The sequence below is a fragment of the Vreelandella lutescens genome, from assembly GCF_014640815.1.
GTDB lineage: Bacteria > Pseudomonadota > Gammaproteobacteria > Pseudomonadales > Halomonadaceae > Vreelandella > Vreelandella lutescens.
On record NZ_BMHM01000001.1, the window covers coordinates 744,976 to 764,015 of the forward strand.

At 51.5% G+C, this 19,040-nt stretch carries 18 protein-coding genes; 9 read left to right on the forward strand and 9 right to left on the reverse strand.

Going from position 1 to position 19,040, the window contains the following annotated elements:
- The first annotated feature begins 78 nt into the window (after window positions 1-78).
- From IEW65_RS03465 to IEW65_RS03475, 3 genes are all read left to right on the forward strand, one after another.
- Window positions 79-315 carry an AlpA family transcriptional regulator gene (locus IEW65_RS03465; RefSeq protein WP_188638099.1) on the forward strand — a complete coding sequence of 79 codons (237 nt, stop codon included), beginning with the start codon at window positions 79-81 and terminating at the stop codon, window positions 313-315.
- Window position 316: 1 nt separating this feature from the next.
- Window positions 317-1,810, forward strand: a complete 1,494-nt coding sequence (locus IEW65_RS03470) for a YfjI family protein (RefSeq protein ID WP_188638100.1) — start codon at window positions 317-319, stop codon at window positions 1,808-1,810.
- A gap of 346 nt (window positions 1,811-2,156) precedes the next feature.
- Complete coding sequence (locus tag IEW65_RS03475; protein ID WP_188638101.1) at window positions 2,157-3,209, forward strand: YagK/YfjJ domain-containing protein; 1,053 nt, start codon at window positions 2,157-2,159, stop codon at window positions 3,207-3,209.
- Here the strand turns inward: IEW65_RS03475 and IEW65_RS03480 are convergent.
- Complete coding sequence (locus IEW65_RS03480) at window positions 3,190-4,323, reverse strand: hypothetical protein (protein WP_188638102.1); 1,134 nt, start codon at window positions 4,321-4,323, stop codon at window positions 3,190-3,192. The genes IEW65_RS03475 and IEW65_RS03480 overlap by 20 nt on opposite strands.
- 19 nt (window positions 4,324-4,342) lie before the next feature.
- Window positions 4,343-5,551, reverse strand: coding sequence for a tyrosine-type recombinase/integrase (locus tag IEW65_RS03485; RefSeq protein ID WP_229755456.1), 1,209 nt, complete (start codon window positions 5,549-5,551; stop codon window positions 4,343-4,345).
- Between the two features lie 376 nt (window positions 5,552-5,927).
- Between IEW65_RS03485 and IEW65_RS03490 the strand changes: the two genes are divergently transcribed.
- Window positions 5,928-6,800, forward strand: a complete 873-nt coding sequence (locus IEW65_RS03490; RefSeq protein WP_188638104.1) for a GGDEF domain-containing protein — start codon at window positions 5,928-5,930, stop codon at window positions 6,798-6,800.
- A 14-nt stretch (window positions 6,801-6,814) separates the two neighbouring features.
- Here the strand turns inward: IEW65_RS03490 and IEW65_RS03495 are convergent, their stop codons facing one another.
- Both IEW65_RS03495 and IEW65_RS03500 read right to left on the reverse strand, forming a co-directional pair.
- The gene (locus IEW65_RS03495) at window positions 6,815-6,961 is read right to left on the reverse strand and encodes a hypothetical protein (RefSeq protein WP_188638105.1); all 147 of its coding nucleotides are present in this window, start codon (window positions 6,959-6,961) and stop codon (window positions 6,815-6,817) included.
- A gap of 2 nt (window positions 6,962-6,963) precedes the next feature.
- Window positions 6,964-7,746: a CLCA_X family protein gene (locus IEW65_RS03500; RefSeq protein ID WP_188638106.1), complete on the reverse strand. Its 783-nt coding sequence runs from the start codon at window positions 7,744-7,746 to the stop codon at window positions 6,964-6,966.
- A 501-nt stretch (window positions 7,747-8,247) separates the two neighbouring features.
- Here IEW65_RS03500 and IEW65_RS03505 point away from each other — a divergent pair.
- Window positions 8,248-8,934, forward strand: a complete 687-nt coding sequence (locus tag IEW65_RS03505) for a type 1 glutamine amidotransferase domain-containing protein (protein ID WP_188638107.1) — start codon at window positions 8,248-8,250, stop codon at window positions 8,932-8,934.
- Window positions 8,935-9,022: 88 nt separating this feature from the next.
- On the opposite strand, the gene IEW65_RS03510 is transcribed toward IEW65_RS03505, so the two are convergent.
- From IEW65_RS03510 to IEW65_RS03520, 3 genes are all read right to left on the reverse strand, one after another.
- Complete coding sequence (locus IEW65_RS03510) at window positions 9,023-9,814, reverse strand: MipA/OmpV family protein (RefSeq protein WP_229755457.1); 792 nt, start codon at window positions 9,812-9,814, stop codon at window positions 9,023-9,025.
- A gap of 326 nt (window positions 9,815-10,140) precedes the next feature.
- The gene (locus tag IEW65_RS03515; protein ID WP_188638108.1) at window positions 10,141-10,356 is read right to left on the reverse strand and encodes a hypothetical protein; all 216 of its coding nucleotides are present in this window, start codon (window positions 10,354-10,356) and stop codon (window positions 10,141-10,143) included.
- Between the two features lie 370 nt (window positions 10,357-10,726).
- Window positions 10,727-11,986 (reverse strand): M20/M25/M40 family metallo-hydrolase, encoded by a 1,260-nt coding sequence (locus IEW65_RS03520; RefSeq protein ID WP_188638109.1) that lies wholly within the window; start codon window positions 11,984-11,986, stop codon window positions 10,727-10,729.
- A gap of 191 nt (window positions 11,987-12,177) precedes the next feature.
- On the opposite strand from IEW65_RS03520, the gene IEW65_RS03525 reads away from it, so the two are divergent.
- Window positions 12,178-13,404, forward strand: coding sequence for a YbfB/YjiJ family MFS transporter (locus IEW65_RS03525; protein ID WP_188638110.1), 1,227 nt, complete (start codon window positions 12,178-12,180; stop codon window positions 13,402-13,404).
- A 63-nt stretch (window positions 13,405-13,467) separates the two neighbouring features.
- Window positions 13,468-14,931 (forward strand): sodium-dependent transporter, encoded by a 1,464-nt coding sequence (locus IEW65_RS03530; RefSeq protein ID WP_188638111.1) that lies wholly within the window; start codon window positions 13,468-13,470, stop codon window positions 14,929-14,931.
- Here IEW65_RS03530 and IEW65_RS03535 read toward each other — a convergent pair.
- Window positions 14,869-16,239, reverse strand: coding sequence for a Y-family DNA polymerase (locus tag IEW65_RS03535; protein WP_188638112.1), 1,371 nt, complete (start codon window positions 16,237-16,239; stop codon window positions 14,869-14,871). The two genes, IEW65_RS03530 and IEW65_RS03535, sit on opposite strands and share 63 nt — an antisense overlap.
- Window positions 16,236-16,694, reverse strand: coding sequence for a LexA family protein (locus IEW65_RS03540; protein ID WP_188638113.1), 459 nt, complete (start codon window positions 16,692-16,694; stop codon window positions 16,236-16,238). Before IEW65_RS03540 ends, IEW65_RS03535 begins: the two co-directional genes overlap by 4 nt.
- Before the next feature lie 363 nt (window positions 16,695-17,057).
- Here IEW65_RS03540 and IEW65_RS03545 point away from each other — a divergent pair, with 363 nt between their 5' ends.
- Together IEW65_RS03545 and IEW65_RS03550 are read left to right on the forward strand one after the other, a co-directional pair.
- Window positions 17,058-17,942, forward strand: a complete 885-nt coding sequence (locus IEW65_RS03545) for an alpha/beta fold hydrolase (protein ID WP_188638114.1) — start codon at window positions 17,058-17,060, stop codon at window positions 17,940-17,942.
- A gap of 66 nt (window positions 17,943-18,008) precedes the next feature.
- The gene (locus IEW65_RS03550) at window positions 18,009-19,025 is read left to right on the forward strand and encodes a patatin-like phospholipase family protein (RefSeq protein ID WP_188638115.1); all 1,017 of its coding nucleotides are present in this window, start codon (window positions 18,009-18,011) and stop codon (window positions 19,023-19,025) included.
- Window positions 19,026-19,040 lie beyond the last annotated feature (15 nt).

Sequence of the window (19,040 nt, forward strand, 5' to 3'; positions counted from 1 at the left end):
TATGTCTCTCATGAACAGGGCAAGCAGCACATGAGTTAACGATGCCCATAAATTCATCAATGATAGAGGCAAATAGAGATGGAAACTTTAAATGCTAAACCAATGACGCTTCTGCGTCTGAAACAAGTGATAGCGATAACGGGACTATCCCGTTCGTCCATTTACAGCATGTTGGATGAAAACTCATCTAGCTATGACCCTGATTTTCCTAAGCAAGTAAAAATAGGAAAAAAGTCGGTGGCCTGGGTAGAAAATGAAGTTGATCAGTGGATTGGCAAGCGTATCGCTGCGCGTCTAACTAAACAGGAGAAGTAATATGGCTATTCATCGGACAGGCAGAAATGCCGAGCTCAATAACCATGTAAAAGATTTAATTGAGCAATCAGCAGATGAAATGTCGATAAATTTACAAATCGACCAAAAAATGGCTTTGTCATGTTATTTGACTGCGGCGTCAACTGCATTACAGGGGGTGGCAGATATCCGCTGGCCTGATGGTAGGGAGTCCCCGCTATCTCTATTTACGCTGCTACTTGCAGGCTCGGGAGAGAGAAAAACAACAGCTTTTGCTAAAGCAAATTCAGTTGTACTGGCTAAAAATAAGGAATTAGCTCTAAGTAACGAGCGTAGGAAAAATCGATACGATAACGAAATTCGCATTTGGAGCAAAAAATACAAAGCAATTGAAAGTAAAATTGTTCGTGAAACTGTGCAAGGTCGAGAGACTGAAAAGTACGAAAAAATACTGAAGGAGCTAGATATGGAAAAACCTGAAAAGCCATCGATAATTGACTTCATATATAAGGATTCAACATCCGAAGCTTTAATGCAAGGATTGCATGATAAATCAAAGTATGCATCGTTGATATCAAGTGAGGGTGCTGGAATATTGAATGGAGGGGCATTTAAAAATTATGCTTCTATTAATGATGCCTGGAGTGGCGATGATCTAAAAGTGGATAGGAAATCAACTGCCTCAAGCTATGTAAAAGGGGCTAGGTTGACTATTGGTGTTATGGTGCAAAATGAAATAATGAATGAGTTTAATAAAAAACATTCATGCGAGTTCCGAGCTTCAGGCCTTTGGGCTAGGTTTTTAGTTTTTTTGCCTGAAAGCCGAATTGGTAAGCGCAATCAGTCCGGGCCTGTTCAAAGCCGTTACTCAAGTTTGTTCAACAGAAGTTGCAGTAAGTATATTCATGAGCAAATAAATATTCTGGAAAAACGGAGTGAAAGAAAGGCAATGAGTCTGTCAAGAGAAGCCGCTGCAGAATTTGCGCTTATGTGTCAGCATGTTGAAAGCGAAACTCTATCTGGTGGTCAATATGCTTCATTTAAAGATTTAGCATCTAAGGTGCCAGAAAATATTATCAGGCTATCGGCTATATTAAGTGCTTTCGATAATGGTTTGGACGTGTGTGTTACTAAGCATTATCTGGTGAAAGCATATAACATGGTTCAAATATGTGCAAATGATTTCATGCGCGTTTTCTATATGCCTAGTGAAGAAGATATAGACGATAATGTCTTGCACCAATGGCTTGAAGGTAAGAGAAAACTTGGATATCGATATTTGAAGAAAAACTATATTAGGAGAAATGTTTCGTCAAGGTTAAGGAATATCGATAAGTTAAACGCGTCAATCGATCGGTTGTCAAATAAAGGGATGATATCTAGATTTGTAATGAGTAACGTTCAGGCGATTGATATGTACCCTAATATAATCATTGATTATGTGGCTGCAAACCACGAGTTATTTGGAATGAATGGACCTTTTAAACCATTTGTTGACATTAACTTTGTGATTTAATTAAGAGTGTGAGTGCGCAGTATTTAGAGTCTTGTGTGCTGAATACATAAGAAAAAGTTTTGGTATATATGTTATTGGATTGTGTATTTTTATTTAAAATAGGTAGATGCTAGGTGTCTTTTAATTACTCCTTTCTATACTCGTAAAACATAATTGCTAAGGTGATATTAGGGTGGAGTAACTACCCTTATACTAAGAAAGTGAAGTAGAGTATTGCACCTTTTAGCGGTTACCAAGTCTTGGCTTTCTGCTTTATTAGAAAGAAATGTGTATATCAAAAATCTGCCATGCCATAGTCATGAGCCTGATAAAACTGCGCATATTATCTTGTTATAAGGATGCTTAAATGATTGATTTATTTTCTAAAGCTAATTCGAATGCATTAAATGCAACTAATGATAGTTGGCTAGAGTTAAGAGGTGGGCCGCGTGGTTACTGTGTGCAAGTGATTGGCTTGGTTAAGCGTCTAAAAGAGCAAGGGTGGCCTGCATTTAGTTCGAACGACGAAGGTGGGGCTGTCTTACTGTCTAGCCTTACTAGTAACGAGCTATTTGAAAGTATAATCGAAGGAGTTAACCTTGATAGGCTGGATGCGTCAAGATTGCCATATAATCCATATCTCTTATGCTTTTTAAGTCTTTTAAATGAAATTAAATCTAGGTTTGATGGTCAAGAGATAAATGCCATTAGTAAAGAAGATTTGCTTAATTTCAGCGTTAATTTTTTGAATTATGAATTTTCCTCTAGAAAAATAAGTTTGCTGAGGTATAAGCAAGAAAAAGCGTATCGTAATAGACTTAAGAGCGCATATGGGTATGTTGACTCTTTACATAATTTATATTCAAGAATACTTTGCGTTAGAGTCGATTTTTCTTATCGTAAAGGTAAGTTTATAGAAAGTGATAATTTCGGTAAACAAATGAGAGAGGTAAAAAACGACTGGAAGGTTATGCATTCAAAGCTAAGAGCATCGGAGCTTGGCGAAGATATGATAGGGTATTTGATAAAACTTGAATATGGACTGCTTAAAGGCTTTCATTACCATGCTTTAATTATTTATAACGGATCAAAGCGCCAGCAGGACGTCGTGTTAGGGAAAATGCTAGGTGAATGCTGGGTTAACAATGTAGTGTCTGGCAATGATGGTCGATACTATAATTGTAATCGATACAAGAATAGGTATAAGAGCCTTGGAATTGGTTCTATAAATTATTATGAAATGGATAAACGTAAAGCCCTTAAAAGCATGGTTTTGAACTATATGCTTAAGCCTGATGACGTATTAGATTTTATAGGCCTGAACGAGCGCTTGTTTTTTAAGGGCGTGCTGAAGAAAAAATATAATTCATGTAATGGCAGGCCTAGAAAGAAGGTTTCTATCAAGGCTTGGGAAGCATAAACCGCGCCAGTTGTTGCGATATTCGTTTAGGCAGTGCTTTTTCTTTATCCGCCTGGTCTTTTATGTCTTGTATTCTGGGCGGATTGTTTCTATCAATGCGTTCGCTAATTCTAAGGGCAAGTTCATTCATATTTACTACTGCTGGTGTAATTGCAGTATGGTATCTTGATTTTTCTGATAGACTTGGGGCGTGCATGTTTTTCATCAGTTGATCAGTGATTACAACATCTGTGCATGCGCTTAGTACGGTCTTACTTATTTCTTTTTTATTAATTTCTCGATAATTGTCGGAAATAAACTCTTTGATCAATATTTTTATCTGGTCATTGTCACTGATTGTGTTTGTTTTTTTCTCGATAAGAAATCTGACGCATGCTCTATTTAGCATTATTAAATTGTCATTCATCCACTCTTTAGTCACATCTAAATTTTCAAGCTGTATAATTTCATCTTGGATTGCTTTGGCTTCATCCTGTATTTTTTTGTTCCGCAGTCTTTCTTCTTTCTCTTTGTTTATTTGTTGCTGTAGGAAATGAGGGATGATTTTATCTAAATCATAGCTTCTTATCCAAAGTTGATCTATTGTAATGAAAAGCTCACATGGATTAATAGGTGGGAGGGTGACTGTTATTTTTTTTGGTTTGAAGTGTTGTAAAGAGTTTTTGCGTTCAAAGAAACAAAAGCGAGCCTCAGTCCTAAGCCGTCTTGAAATTTGACAAGTCTTAAATTTTTTGTCTGTTTCGTTAAGAGCAATATTTTCAGCAGATAATATATTTATTTCTGTTGGAGAGTTAAATCTTGCTATATTGTAGAAAAGAGAAATGGTTATCGATTTCGCGCATAATATTTTATCGTATACGCTGCTATCTACTACGACGTAGTCACAGTCATTAACTTCTTGATAGACAGTTCTGTTATCTTCAAGAAAGCCTTGGAATGGTGCAAATGGGGCTATTAAGTTTATATCAACTGAAAGGCAATAAAGGTGGATGAGTGAGCTCGGCTTATATAGTAAAGGGATGCTTTTTTCAACCAGTCTTTCGAGCAAAGAATTTTTATTAATACCGGCTAGTTTAGCGGCATCATCGAAAGTAAAAAGTTCATCGTTTGACATGCTTAGATTGACCTTATGTTCATTTTTTATTGATGTCGTTGAAAACAAAATCAGCCCATCCTTGCATCATTTGTCTGCGTTTTTCAAACAAGTCCCCACGCCTATATGCAGCCTCTACCTTATTTTCAATAGTATGTGCTAGCGCCATTTCAGCTACGTCACGCGGGTAGCTTGTCACTTCCCCTGTCCAGTCTCGAAAACTTGAGCGAAAGCCATGGGGAACGTAATTTCCTTTTTCACCACTGGGGCCATATCCAAGACCTCGCATAAATTGCAAAAGCGACATATTGGATAGTGGTCGACCCACCTTCATTCCGGGGAAAAGAAAATTATTACCTCTAACGCGCTGCAGGCTATGTAATAGATCCATTGCTTGCTTAGATAGTGGCACTCTATGCTCTCTATTAGCTTTCATGCGGGCTGCTGGTATTAGCCACGTAGCTTTACCCATATCGATCTCATGCCATTCAGCGTTGAGCACCTCAGAGGTACGCGTGGTTGTTAGTATCAAAAACTGCAGTGCTTTTGATGACACGCTATTGTAAGCCTGTATTGAACTTACAAATATCGCCACCTCGTCATAAGGCATAGCAGGGTGGTGAGTCACTTTTTGAACCCTTGACGGCTTGGCTAAGAGTTTGTCGAGATGGCCGCGCCAGCGCGCTGGGTTGACTGGGTCGCGGTATTCATGGGCTGCAGCGTAATCAAGCACATTCTCGATCCGCCCCTGTACACGCTTAGCTGTCTCGTTTTTGACTGTCCAGATAGGCGTTAGAACCTTCAATATGTCCTGCGTTGTGACATTCTCTACAGGGAGGTTTCCTATCACCGGGCGGGCATATGTTTTAAGCGTGCTTACCCACTGACGCGCATGCTTAGCATTTCGCCAACTGCGACGGTGAGATTGAATGTAGCGCGCTGCACAATGCGTGAAAGTTACAGGCCCTGCTACTGGATCAGATTTCTGCTCACGAGCAGCCAGTGGGTCGATGCCTTGCTTCACAAGCTTGCGTTGCTCAGCAGCAACGACCCTTGCCTCTGATAGGGAGCAATCTGCAAAGCTACCGAGGCCCATATCTCTCAATTTGCCGTTCCATCGAAAACGGTAAATCCAGCTTGCGCCGGCACCTTTACCGATTTTCAGATACAGCCCATCCCCATCATTGGTCATGCCAGGGTTTGATTCCCTGACCAGCTTCTGTACGCCTTTTGTTGTCAGTTTGCCCACAGCTGCTATCTCCCATAGTAGATTTTTCAAGATTACCATATGCTAGCCCATACGCCAGCCCATACTTTTCTTGTGTGACTAGTCGCATGAATGTGGATGTAGTGGGACTTATTTTTTACTTTTTTCTATATAAATCAGTTATTTCTGTATTTTTTTGGATTTGTCAGGACGATGAGTATGCGGACTCCCTCTCCGCCACAGAATTTAAAAAAGCCCGCTGAGCAATCAGCGGGCTTTTTTGTGTTTGAGGTTTTCACGAATAAACAAACAGCATTCATGCCTCAGCGTGCAGAATGCCGCCCCCACCAACATAACAATTGCCCTGACGACCCACGATCCGTCTATACTCGAAAAAAGTCACCCGGCTAGGCTGCCCATGTCCGTTGATTTACAGGCGCTTTATCCCAAGCTAGTTCACTTGATGCTCGATACTGTGTTCGTGGTGGATGCGGATCATCAGATCCTGTTCGTTAGCGATGCCTGCGAATCACTGCTGGGCTATCGTGCCGATGAGCTGGTGGGGTCGCTGATTACTCGCTATATGCACCCAGAAGATTTGGCCGTGACTAAAGCCTCCATTAAACGGGTGATGAATGGGCAGCCCCATCTCGATTTTCGTAACCGCTACCTGCATAAGAACGGCAGCGTGGTGCATGTGCTGTGGTCGGCTCGCTGGTCGGAAGAAGAGCAGGTGAGAATTGGGGTGGCGCGGGATGTAACGGCCCAGGTGCAGGCGGAAGACGACCTACGCTTTTTGGCGCATCACGACCCGCTCACCAAACTGACCAATCGTTCGCTGTTTTACGACCGTTTGGAATCGGCGTTAAGTACCGCAAGACGCTATCAAACCCGCTTTGCGCTGCTGTTTTTAGATGTAAACGACTTTAAGCGCATTAATGATGTGCATGGCCACGCGGTGGGGGATGCGGTGCTGTGTGAGGTGGCTCGCCGTTTGAGTGACTGCGTGCGCGAAACCGATACGGTGGCACGTATGGGGGGCGATGAATTTACGGTGTTATTGACCGACGTTCACTCTAAAGAGGCCGCTATCGAAAAAGCTGCCCAAATACTGGAGGTGCTTTCTGCACCACTCGCGGCAGAGGTAGGAGGGGCGGATATGCGGGGTATCGGCATGCCGTCTTGCAGTGTGGGTGTGGCCACCTACCCAGAAGACGGCAAAGATGCCGATACGCTACTTAACTATGCCGATGTCAAAATGTACCGAATGAAAAGGCGACGTGCGCGTTAGTAACTTGGCTGCTTTTAAAACGGTAGCCCACCGCTAAAGCCAAAAATCGCTACGGCAATCACAACAACGACAACAACGATGGTAGTAGTAGATGGCATGCTCTCTTCCTCTGAGAAATAAGTGTGCTTTAAGCCTAGCTGCTGGCCAGCGGTTTCGCACATTTTTATCCGCGTGTGCGGCTAAGAGCGCTGCCTAGTGTGATGAAGTAGTCACTCAGCAGCGCGTTGATGCGTTCGCGCTGCTCCCCCTGCGGATATAAACCACGCTCTGCTTCTGGCGAGCTTTTGGTGCCTTTCACCAAAAAGTGATTTTTGATCGAGGCATCCTGCACGAACGCTTCAAAGGCGCGGGCGCATAGCTCTTCTGGTTTGCTGTAGTAAAGCTGCCCAAGCGCTTTATCCATCGCCGCAGAGTGGTGAAATAGTGCGCTAGGTTGCTGGCCATTGGGTTGCAGTAGGATGGCACGAAAGCAAGCGATTAACCGCTGGTTGAGCGGGTGCTGAATAGGGGAAGCATCGGCCAGCCAAGCGGCAGATGCAAAAGCACTGTTCGGCACGTTGTGAAAGCATTTAGGCGCAATGTAGTGATCGAAGGCGTGAAACCACTCGTGGGCAATACTGCCCGGGCCTGCGTTTTTGGCCAGCGCAAAGCTGCGTTGGCGAGGGTCGTAGTGGGCCGAAACGCCAGGCCTTCCACCAGTGCCGTACTGGAGCGCGAGAGAGCCCCTGAGTGAAATCAGCGTTTCGGTACCTTGAAGAATCAGCATGAGATCGCACAGCGCATCGTGAAACAGCTCGGCTGCACGGTCTCGTTCAGTGTTGGTGACCCAGCGGCCAATCTCGATGGAGCGAAAATCGAACTGGCGGCGAATCAAGCCAAAACTGCTGGCGGGCTCCGAGCGGTGCGCAGGGCCGTTGCGGAAAAATGTTCGTTCGTGAAAGCTCACGTTAAACCTATGCCTGTCTGAACCATCGTCTCGCCATACCTTGCGCCCATGAAAAAGCGCCCTCGTAAATGAGGACGCTTTTTTAAGCACCAATGCTTCTAGTACCTGGCCTTCCATGGTCGTCGTTTAGCTCTTCCTGAGCTAACTCCTTCCCTGGTGTTACCTTGCTCTTCCTGAGCTGACTCCTTCCATGAGCAATATCTCGCTATTCCTTAGCGTACATTCCATTGTGACGCGGTATCCCTGCCGCGAGCCCTTTCAACTATAGGTTAGGGATAAGTGATGTACAAGATAAAATTGTATGTTTATTGTACTTGAATAGTACATAAATGATGCTTCCTGTTATCAAAAGGCGCGAAAACAAGTCGTTATGGTGGATATCGAGGTTTTTGATTTTCTATACAAGGTAGCCGGGCAGGGCTTGTAACCGTAAAAGTGCGCCCCAAGGTAAATGGAGTAACGCATCACGCTATCCCACTCTTCACTATTAGGAGCATCGAGATGAGCAAGCGTATTCTAGTGGTACTAACCTCGCATGATCAGCTAGGCGATACCGGCGAGAAAACCGGGTTTTGGCTGGAAGAGTTGGCAGCGCCTTACTACGTGTTTAAAGATGCAGGGGCGGTGGTCACGCTTGCTTCGCCGAAAGGCGGCCAACCGCCGCTGGATCCTAAAAGCGATGCAGAAGATAGCCAAACCGATGAAACGCGCCGCTTCCAAAAAGATGAGGCCGCAAAAGCAGCGCTTGCCAACACCCATCTGCTAAGTGAGATGAAGGCGGATGATTTTGATGCAGTCTTCTACCCCGGCGGCCACGGCCCGCTATGGGACTTGGTAGACGACCAAGACTCCATCAAACTGATTGAAACCTTCATTGCCCAAGGCAAGCCGGTAGCGTCTGTTTGTCACGCGCCTATCGTGCTGGTGAATGCCAAAGACAGCAACGGCGAGCCGCTGGTGAAAGGTCGCCAAGTCACTGGCTTCACCAACGGTGAAGAAGACGCCGTTGGCCTCACGGATGTAGTGCCGCACTTGGTGGAAGATGCATTGCAGAAGTGTGGCGGTATTTACAGCAAAGCCGATATCTTTACGCCCTATGTACGTGAAGATGGCCAGCTAATTACTGGCCAGAACCCGCCTTCCTCAGCGCCAACGGCAGAAGCGCTAATGGCGTGGTTTACGCGCTGAGCGAAGCGATCACATAAGTGAAGCGGTAAAGTGAACGCATAAAAAGGCGGGCCATGGGCCCGCCTTTTTTGTGGTGGTCATCGCCGAACTAGAAGCGGTAAGTTAGCGATACGCCGCTTAGTGCCTGCCAATCGCTACCTAGGTCTTCCACAATGGGGCTATCGGATGCGCTGCCGGTAAGGTAAGTGGTGCCTAAAAACCCTGTGGCAGTCCATTCCGGCGTTAACGCGTAGCTCAGCGTTGCGTTAATGCCTGCCCGCCAATAGCCGCCATCAGGCGTGTAAGCCGCTATGCCGCTGCGGGCGCTATCTTGTGCCGAGACACCAAAGAACGATTCGGTCCACTTTTCATTGGAGTAGCTCACACTTGGCGTCAGCGTGAAGAGCGTGCGTTCGCTCATGGGCAGTCGAAGGGCTGCATCCCCCGTGAAGTTAGCGCCCTCTACATCGCCTGTCACCGCTGTGCTGCCCGCGATGCTGTAACGCCACAGGCCCTGCTGGTAACTCACCCGTAGGCCAAGAGTGGCACCGCCATCGACTTTCTCAAAGCGGCTGATGTCGCCTTCGTTATCCCGCCCGAAGGTGTAGCCGATGTACGGAGAAGCGGTCCAATTGCCTTGGCGAATCGCATGCCAAGCGATACCGTCGCGTAGGTTGATGGAGAGCTGGTCACCATAGGTGAGGTTGAGCACTGGCAGTGGCTGCACATCGTAATCATCGCTGCCCAGGTAATCAGGAGCATAGGTAGCGCCTGCGCCAAGGGTGCCTTCCCAGCTGTCGGCGAGTGCTGGAGTAGCTAAGGCAATACCCAAAGCGGCCGCCAACCAGGGGGTAAGACGCTTCTGTGGAGGGGTCGCTATTGCAATAGTGTTGGTCGTCACGGGGCTGCCCTTTATTAGTTGCAAACGTGCACGATTGTATGTTTTTGGTAGAAGCCACTGCAAGGTATCTGATAGGTTTTAGTCGATAGCATGAAAACTTTTGGCGTTTCATATCATAGGTTAGATAACTCAACCGCTATAGAGCGCACTGTGTGCACATAACGCAGGGACGGCGTTACAGGGAAGTGCAGGCATGGAGTGCTTGCGGTGCACATGGAAGCATGAACAGGATGTTCGTGAAGTAGGATTATGGAGGACCTGATGAAACCCCGGCCAGCAATGGCCGGGGTTTTTTTATGAACGAGCGGTGCGCGTGACAAGAGCCATTAACAGGCGTGGTGATAGAACAGTGCGCTTAGCTGGCTCATGGGGGCCGATACCGACGTTTGGCAACTTAAACAGCGTAACAGCACGCTGTCTTTCCCGGTGCCTTCCAGTCGAAACCGGTTCAGGTACGGTGTTGTCGCGGATTCTGCATTGCCGCAGTGGCGGCACATAATATCCACACCGTGGACTTTCGAGCTGATCATGATATGTCGCACGCTGACCTCCTACCGCTAGGGGGTGAATGGGTTCAGGCGTGGTAACGTCCGTGTAGAAAGGCATCCTTACAGATGCCAAAAAAGTATAGGTGGCAACCCTGCAACGCGCTAAGAAAAGCAGTCTCAGTGTGTGCTTTATTTAAAAGTGCACAGCCTCGATATTTAACAAAAGTGCTGATGTTTCTATCTCAGGTTAATGTAGTTGACACATTTAAAAGGCAAGGTGAGCAGTAACACAGGGAAAAGTGTTAAGGAGCAGGCAGGGAAGGCTTGCAAGACCAGGGATGCACGAACAGGAGGTTCGTGAAGAAGGATTACGGAGGAGTTACTACTACCCCGGCCAGCAATGGCCGGGGTTTTTTTATGCCAATTAAGCGGGTTTTTCGTCGTCACTCTCAGGCTTAGCGCTGCCCTGGTGCGCAAGCGGGCTTGCTTGGTCTAAGCGCGGGTGGTTATCCAGGAAGGCCTGCTTAAGGTTGGGCAGGGCATCCAGCGCTTGAATGGTGTGGTGCAGCGCATGCACGGCAGCCAGTACGTCCTGGGTGTTACCGGTTTCCGAAATGGTATGCATGTTACGGATCGGGAATCCCATAGAGGTAGCAGCGCTATCGATGGAAGCCAACACGCCCGCCATGCCGTCCGTGCCGGTATCCACGCCCACGATGTCCCGCTGCATGGGAATGTCCTGCTCTTTGGCAGCACTGGCAATAATACGGTTGAGCTGTTCGCTGGCAATAGAGCCCACCGACAGCGTAAAGCCTTTGCCCATTTCCAGCGGCTGCATACGCTTATCGCCAATGCCGGGGGCCGCCACATAGTCGTGGTTAACGTCCACGCCAATCAACGCATCGGGCTTGAGTTCACCGGCCAGCACTCGGCTGCCGAAACGGCCAATCTCTTCGTAGCTGGCGATAGCAAACATCACCCGTACGTTCTCGGTGCCGCCCGCTTCAGCGATCAGGCGCGCCACTTCAGCCGTCACAAAGCAGCCCAGACCGTTATCCAAATACGCGCCGTAGAACGTATTCGGGCTAAAGCCTTGGCGGATAGGGCGATTGAAGATAATCGAGTCGCCCGGACGCACGCCCAGGTTCAGCACCTGCTGCTTTTTGTTCTCGCCGTGGATTTGCAGGTCGAGATATATCTGCTCTTTCTTAATGCCTTTGCTGCCATCGCGCTGGGCGGGGTCAGAAAAGTGGATAGCACCCAGCGCTTCCACCGTGCCGCCTTCAATGCTGCGGTAGCTGCCGGGGGCTTCCGGGTCTTCGCTGAACAGCGTGACTTCATGGCCGATCAGCACGCTGGGTAGGAAGGAGTCGGTGTTGATCCAGATTTTGCCATCTTCACCAATCGAGCGAACCTGCATACGGATTTTGTCCGCATGGCCGATGATCATCAGCTTGAACATATCATCGCGGTCCGGGTGAGTATCCAGCACCACGCCCGCATTGCCTTTGAACTGGTGCAAGTGCCAGTTACTGGGGGCGAAGCTCTCGAAGTAAGGCTTCAGCACGCCGTAGGTCATTGCGCCTTCCAGGCCTACCGGGCTGGGGGCGGCCAAAATGTCGCGCATCAGTTTGAACTGCGCGTCGGGCATGGGTTGCGTCCAGGGTTTTGCAGTATCGCTCATCGTGCTTGCTCGCTTATGACGGTAGTGAAACGTGAGGCTTAGTCTGCCAGATTCTGCGCGCCAATGCGCTGATTCCAGGTGCCACGTTTAGCGGATAGTACGGCGCGCGATTCCGGGTATGATGGAAGATAGCTGGCTATCCATTTACGCCACCCTATCACAACAAAAAAGCTCACGACGAGGGAGTGTCCATGCCCACTGCTAGCGTTCAAACGCAGCGCTTTAAAGTGCTGCTAGCGGGTGTGTTTAGCCAAATTCTATGCATTGGCATTGCGCGGTTTGCCTATACGCCGCTGCTGCCAGTGATGCAACAGCAGAGCTGGATTAGCGACGCCGATGGCGGCTGGCTGGCGGCGTTGAACTACGCAGGCTATATGCTGGGGGCGGTGCTCGCGGCTTCAATTCGCACGATTTATCTCAAAGACACGCTGTTTCGCATTGGCCTAGTGCTGGCGGTGCTAACCACCGCCGGTATGGCGCTGACCGAACACTTTTGGGTATGGGCAGGGTTGCGCTTTTTGGCGGGGCTCTCCAGCAGTGGCTCGATGCTATTGGCATCAGGGCTGATTTTGCATTGGCTGATTCAGCACCGCCAGCGGGGCGAGCTGGGCATCCACTTTGCAGGCGTCGGCATTGGTATTGTGGTAGCGGCTTTAGCGGTAGAGCTGATGCTGACGCTGGCAATGAACTGGCAAGCGCAGTGGTGGGGCTTTAGCGCCTTGGGGGCGGTGCTGCTGGTGCCTGCCTGGTGCTGGTTGCCGCGCCCGGTAAAACCGGTGGTAGGCAGTGCTGCCAGCCATCAAGCACCTGCAACGCCGCCTAGCCGCACCTTTATGCGCCTGATGCTGCCTGCCTACTTTTGTGCGGGCTATGGCTATGTGATCAGCGCGACGTTTTTGGTCGCGATTGTGGAGCGTGAACCGCTGCTGGCCGGAGCCGGGAACTGGGCCTTTGCGCTGGTAGGGCTGGCCGCAGCGCCTGCGGTGATGCTGTGGGATTTAATCGCGCGGCGGATTGGTTATTTAGGCGCGCTGATTGTGGCCATGCTGGTGCAGGTAGTCGGCATTGTGCTGCCTGCCATAAGCCCAACGCTGCCGGGCGTGTTGATTAGCGCTGTGCTGTACGGCGGCACGTTCTTGGGCTGTGTCAGTTTAGTGCTCACTATGGCCGGTAGGCTTTACCCCGCCAGCCCCGCCCGTTTGATGGGGCAAATGACGTTGGCCTATGGCGCAGCGCAGATTGTGGCTCCTGCGTTAACCGGCATGCTGGCAGAAGCCTCTGGCCATTATTATGTGGGCCTCTGGCTAGCCGGGGGCTTCGTATGTGTTGGGGCGCTGCTGCTGGCGTGGCTGCGCAAAGTGGATCATACCGCCCAGCGGCTGGATGCTGAGGCAAAAGCGAGCTATGCCACGCCGTGATACGTGGGCTTTCACTGCAAAATCCACTAGGATAGGCGCTTTTTTCTGACAGGGTGGAAGGTCATGGCGTCTTCTGGGCAACCTCGCATTCAGTGGCTAGGCCGCTGGGGCTTTATGTTGGCAGCCACCGGTTCGGCGGTGGGGCTAGGCAATATTTGGAAATTTCCCTATATCACGGGGGAGTATGGCGGCGGTGCCTTCGTACTGGTCTATTTAGCGTGCATCTTAGCGGTGGGCGTCCCGGTGATGATGACGGAAATTGCCTTTGGTCGTCGTGGTCGTGGAAGCCCCATTGATGCCATTCGCCGTGTGGTGAACGAGTCTGGCCGCTCCTCTATGTGGTCGCTGATTGGCTGGATGGCCATGCTCTGTGGCTTTATGATTCTGTCGTTCTACGTCGTGGTGGCCGGCTGGTCCTTCTCCTACTTATGGAAAATGCTCTCCGGCGGTTTGGCGGGCACTAGTGTTGACGATATGGCCGCGGTGTTCGGGGCCAATAACGCCAACCCCATCACGCTGGGCGGCTGGAGTACGCTAGTCACGCTGCTCACCATGGTCATTGTCGGTAAAGGCGTTCAGGAAGGCATCGAGAAAAACGTTAGCTGGATGATGCCTGGGCTGGTGCTGATGCTGGTGCTGCTGATTGTATTCGGCGTGTTTTCCGGCGGCTTTGGTGAGGCGGTGAGTTTCCTGTTCTCGTTCAAAGCAGGCAGCCTGTCTAGTGAAGGCATGCTGGCGGCTTTGGGACACGCCTTCTTCACGCTCTCACTGGCATCGGGGGCGATTCTGACCTACGGCAGCTACCTGCCGAAAGGTGCTTCCATTGGCCGCACCACGCTGAGCGTGGCCGTGGCAGATACCGTGGTGGCGCTGATGGCGGGGCTAGCGATCTTCCCGGTGATTTTTGCCAACGGCATGAACCCCGGTGAAGGCCCAGGGCTAATCTTTATGAGCCTGCCGCTGGCGTTCCAAGCGATGCCCATGGGCACGCTGTTCGGTGTGCTGTTTTTCTTAATGCTCTCCATGGCCGCGCTCACTTCCTCAATCTCTATGGTGGAAGCGACGGTCTCGTGGCTATGCGACAACAAAGGCATGAGCCGTAAATCAGCCGCGTGGGCCACGGGTATTGTGCTATGGCTGATGAGCACGCTGGCGATGCTGTCGTTCAACATGGGCGCTGACTGGACGCTGGCAGGCAAAAACTTCTTTGACTGGCTAGATTACCTCACCTCCCGCTGGATGATGCCGCTGGGTGGTTTAGGCATGGTGCTGCTGGCAGGGTTTGTGCTGAAAAGCGAGACCTTCCGCGACGAGCTGGGGCTTTCGCCGCTGCCCTATGCGCTGTGGCTCACCATGGTGCGCTACGTCAGCCCGCTGGGTATTCTGGTGATTTTTGTTGATGCCCTTGGCCTGTATCAGGTCTCGTTTGCGGCCCACTGGCCAATGTTGTTGGCGCTGCTGGTGCTAGTTGCCGTGGTGGGAGAGGCCATTAGCCCGCGTCTTCGCCACGCGCTTTCCGCCCGCTAAGCGCTGCTGTTCACGCCTTGCCCTGGCGGCAGCAATCGCGCCAGGGTGAGTGCCTGCCTCCATTAACTCATCCCAGCACGTGGTGTAGCGGTTAGACCGGTGCGCGCAGCGTAACTGCCAGGGCGCGTCGGCATCGGTCATGCCGAAGCGCAGCGTGCCTTGCCCCATCTTCTGATTAATGGCGTCGATCGTCTTCATCAAATGAGGATGCGCCTTGGTAGTTGGCCGCAGCAGAGAGAGCTGGTACTGCTGCGCGTCTACCAAATCCAACAGCATCACACCCGCTTTCATAAACGTGAAGCCGGGGCGGTACATCTGCTCTAGCCCTTCGCGAACGGCCTCTAGAATGACGCGGTTATCGTCGGTGGGCGCATCTAGGGGAATCATGGCGCTCGGTGAGAGCTGCGGCTGGTCTTTGCGGTGGCGGTTGGTGTTTAAAAACAGCATCACCGCGCGGGCCAGGCTGCCTTGCTGGCGTAGTTTTTCGGCACTGCGCTGGGCGTGGCGGCGTAGTGCGGCGTGCAGTTCCTCTTTCACACCGGTGGATTGGCCGAACGAGCGCGAGGTCATAATGCGCTGGCGGGGCTGCTCCACGGCGTTCATCTCCAGGCAGGGCGTACCGCGTAGCTCTAATGCGGTACGGGCCAGCACCACGGAAAAGCGTTTGCGCAGCTGCTTGGGGTCGCTCTCTCGTAAGTCCCAGGCGGTGCGAATACCGCTCACCGCCAGCCGTTCCGCCAAGCGTCGGCCTACGCCCCATACGTCGCTAACGGCCAGCTGTTTCAGCAGTACTTGTGTGGTGGCGCTCTCGCCGTGAAGCAAACACACCCCTTCATAATGCGGCTGCTTTTTGGCCACGTGGTTGGCGAGCTTAGCCAGCGTGTGCGTCGGTGCTAAACCCACACACACGGGCAGCCCTAAATGGCGACGAATACGGCGGCGCAGCGCCGCACCGATGGCTTGGCACTGGGCATCGCTAAAGCCATCCAGGTAGATAAACATTTCATCGATGGAGTAGGGGGCAACCTCCGGGCAGGCGTCGCGCAGCAGTTGGGCAAGCCTCGCCGACATATCGCCGTACAGCTCGTAGTTGGAAGAGAGCAGATGAATCACGCCACGGCGGCGCAGCCCCTCTAGCTGGTATGCAGGCGTGCCCATGGCGATCTCCATGGCTTTCATTTCGGCTGAGCGGGCAATCACGCAGCCGTCGTTATTCGACATCACGCCAACGGGCTTGCCCTCTAGCGCGGGGTCAAATACCCGCTCGCAGGAAACATAAAAGTTGTTGGCATCCACCAGCCCAATCATGGCAAGTACTCGTGAATAACGGCGCGCACCACGCCCCATAGCTGGCAGTTGGTACCTTCTAGCGGCAGCGGAGGATAATGGGGGTGAGCAGAGCAGAGATGCGGCGTGCCGCAATACAGCGCGTAGCGTTTGATCAGTACTTCCTCATCAAACATGGCCACTACCGTATGCCCCAAACGGGGCGTAACGCTGCGATCCACCACCAATAAGTCCCCTTCAAAAATGCCCCAGCCCTCCATGCTGTCCCCGGTGGCGGTGAGGTAGAACGTTTGAGTGGGGTGCTTGATGAGCCGCGTATTGAGATCAAGCGTGCGCGGTTCGTAATCCTGGGCAGGGGAAGGAAAGCCGCTAAAGCCTGCACGACCCGTCAGCGGAGGAAACGGCAGCGGTTGGGAGGTTAACGGAAAGGCTGTCGCAACCAGAGGCATGGCAAGAGGGGCGGGTTGAGACGGCATTATCGGTGTCCTCATGAATAAATAGTGTGTTTATATACAGTATTTTTAAACAGTATTTATTCATGAGGCAAAAATTGCAAGTGTCTTCCTAAGAAAGCTAAGCATTGTACGGATGACTAACGCACGGTTGACTAACGTGCCAGCCACAGCCCCACGACCAAAGCGCTGGTCACAGCAATAAAGAACACAAGGTTACGAGCGCGGGTATCGCGGCGAGGTTTCATGGCAATCTCCATCAAAAAAGGAACGGCGTCGTGGCCCATGGCCGCGTAAAAGCAGCACAAGCGCTGCGCCGAGCATGGTAACGTTTGCACTTACGAGCGTCATCAGACGCGCTGGCTTTTCGCTGTGAGACACCGATTTATGAACGATGCTTCCCGAGTAGGCACGGCTCCTCAACCGCTTTCGTTGGCCAGTGGACGGCTAGCGGCGCTGAGCTGGGGGCGGCAAGATGCGCCCACCTGGCTGGCGCTGCATGGCTGGTTGGATAATGCGGCCAGCTTTTCACGTTTAGCTCCACGCTTAGCCAATATGCTGGATATTCGCATTGTGGCGATTGATTTTCGTGGCCACGGGCACTCCGCCCATGCGCCTGCTGGCAGCGACTACGCGCTCTGGGATTACACCCACGACGTGCTGGATGCCATGGAAGCGTTGGGCCTTGAGCAGGCCACGCTGCTTGCCCACTCCATGGGCGCAGCGGTTTCTTGCCTGCTGGCGGCGTCGCTACCGGAGAAGGTCGCTCGGTTAATTCTGATTGACGGCTTAGGCGCGCTGAATACGCCCGCTGAAGAGACGCCAAGCCAGCTGCGCAAAGGCTTAATGGCCCACCGGCGGCCGCTTTCTCGTGGGCCCCGCTACCTAGATATTGAAAGCGCTGTGGCGGCTCGTGTGGCGGGTGGCGTCACGCCGCTGGATAGCATTACCGCCACGCCGCTGGTAGAGCGCAATACCCAGGCCACCGCCGATGGCAAAGTACAAATGCGCACGGATAGCCGTCTGCTTAAGCCTTCGCTAGTACGTTTTACACCGCAGCAGGTGCTCGCGGTACTGGCCGAGATTCAGGCACCGGTGCTATTGATAGAAGGTGAGCGGGGCATTTTGGGCGAGCGCGCCTGGGCTGCTCAGGCGCGGCAAGCAGTGCCGATGTTAACCCGGCATGTACTGGCGGGTGGCCACCATCTGCATTTAGAGCCGCAAGCCGTAGAGCGCGTGGCCGAGGTCATTAGTCGCGAAACCGCACTGTAATATAAGCATGCATTAAGCGCTAAGCGCGTACGCATCAGTCGCCATGCCAAAAGGGAGGGGCAGAACGTGGTCAGCCAATTGACGGGGAGAACGCTAGAGGGCGGCAATAAAGTCGCGCTGGTGCTGGGCAGCGGCGGGGCCAGAGGCTATGCCCATATCGGTGTGATTGAAGCGCTGGAGGCGCGTGGCTTCGAGATTATTTCGATTGCCGGGTGCTCCATGGGGGCGCTGATTGGCGGTATTTACGCTTCCGGTAAGCTACCCGAGTATCGGGAGTGGGTGTGTAACCTTGATTATCTAGACGTGCTCAAACTGGTAGACGTGACCTGGAGCCCCATGGGGGCCATGCGTGCCAACAAAGTGATGAGCAAGTTGGAAGAGCTGGTAGGCGACCGGCTCATTGAAGAACTGCCGATTCCCGTCACCACGGTGGCCACCGACCTCGTGCGCCAGCGAGAGGTGTGGTTTCAAAATGGCCCGCTGCTTCGCGCTATTCGCGCTTCTATCGCGGTACCTGGGGTGATTACCCCGGTGCATATTGGTGAACAGGTGCTGGTGGATGGCGGGCTGCTGAATCCGCTGCCGATGATGCCCATTTTGGCCGCCCACGAAGCTGATTTCGTGGTGGCGGTGAACGTCACCGCCCACAGCCCGCAGCCGGTTACGCTAGAAGAGTTGCTGCCTCAACAAGAGAGTGACGACAGCCGCACGGCCCTAGAGCGGGATCGCGATGCCAATATTGGCGGCTGGATGGAAGAAGTACGCGCCACCACCCGGCGGTTATGGGGCGGCCTGGGCGGTGGTGCTGACGATAGCGACGACGATGAAACGGTGGACCTGCGCGGTAAGCGCGAGTGGGGCAAGCTGGATATGATTCTGGAGTCGTTTGATATCACCCAGGCGGCGCTGGCGAAGTACAAGGTGGCAGGCTACCCGCCAGATGTCCTGATCGAAATTCCCAAAACCGTCTGCAGTACGTACGAATTCCACCGCGCTAATGATCTGATTCGGTTAGGACGCCACTTGGCCGACCAAGCCCTGGAGCGGCGCATGCCCAGCATTGCCTCGGATGCCACCGAATAACGGCGGGTATAAGTA

Bases quoted from the DNA above. Each gene is read 5' to 3' on its own strand.
- IEW65_RS03465 (WP_188638099.1), top strand. From the start codon at position 79: ATGGAAACTTTAAATGCTAAACCAATGACGCTTCTGCGTCTGAAACAA.
- IEW65_RS03470 (WP_188638100.1), top strand. From the start codon at position 317: ATGGCTATTCATCGGACAGGCAGAAATGCCGAGCTCAATAACCATGTA.
- IEW65_RS03475 (WP_188638101.1), top strand. From the start codon at position 2,157: ATGATTGATTTATTTTCTAAAGCTAATTCGAATGCATTAAATGCAACT.
- IEW65_RS03480 (WP_188638102.1), bottom strand. From the start codon at position 4,323: ATGTCAAACGATGAACTTTTTACTTTCGATGATGCCGCTAAACTAGCC.
- IEW65_RS03490 (WP_188638104.1), top strand. From the start codon at position 5,928: ATGTCCGTTGATTTACAGGCGCTTTATCCCAAGCTAGTTCACTTGATG.
- IEW65_RS03495 (WP_188638105.1), bottom strand. From the start codon at position 6,961: ATGTGCGAAACCGCTGGCCAGCAGCTAGGCTTAAAGCACACTTATTTC.
- IEW65_RS03505 (WP_188638107.1), top strand. From the start codon at position 8,248: ATGAGCAAGCGTATTCTAGTGGTACTAACCTCGCATGATCAGCTAGGC.
- IEW65_RS03520 (WP_188638109.1), bottom strand. From the start codon at position 11,986: ATGAGCGATACTGCAAAACCCTGGACGCAACCCATGCCCGACGCGCAG.
- IEW65_RS03525 (WP_188638110.1), top strand. From the start codon at position 12,178: ATGCCCACTGCTAGCGTTCAAACGCAGCGCTTTAAAGTGCTGCTAGCG.
- IEW65_RS03530 (WP_188638111.1), top strand. From the start codon at position 13,468: ATGGCGTCTTCTGGGCAACCTCGCATTCAGTGGCTAGGCCGCTGGGGC.
- IEW65_RS03535 (WP_188638112.1), bottom strand. From the start codon at position 16,239: ATGATTGGGCTGGTGGATGCCAACAACTTTTATGTTTCCTGCGAGCGG.
- IEW65_RS03540 (WP_188638113.1), bottom strand. From the start codon at position 16,694: ATGCCGTCTCAACCCGCCCCTCTTGCCATGCCTCTGGTTGCGACAGCC.
- IEW65_RS03545 (WP_188638114.1), top strand. From the start codon at position 17,058: ATGAACGATGCTTCCCGAGTAGGCACGGCTCCTCAACCGCTTTCGTTG.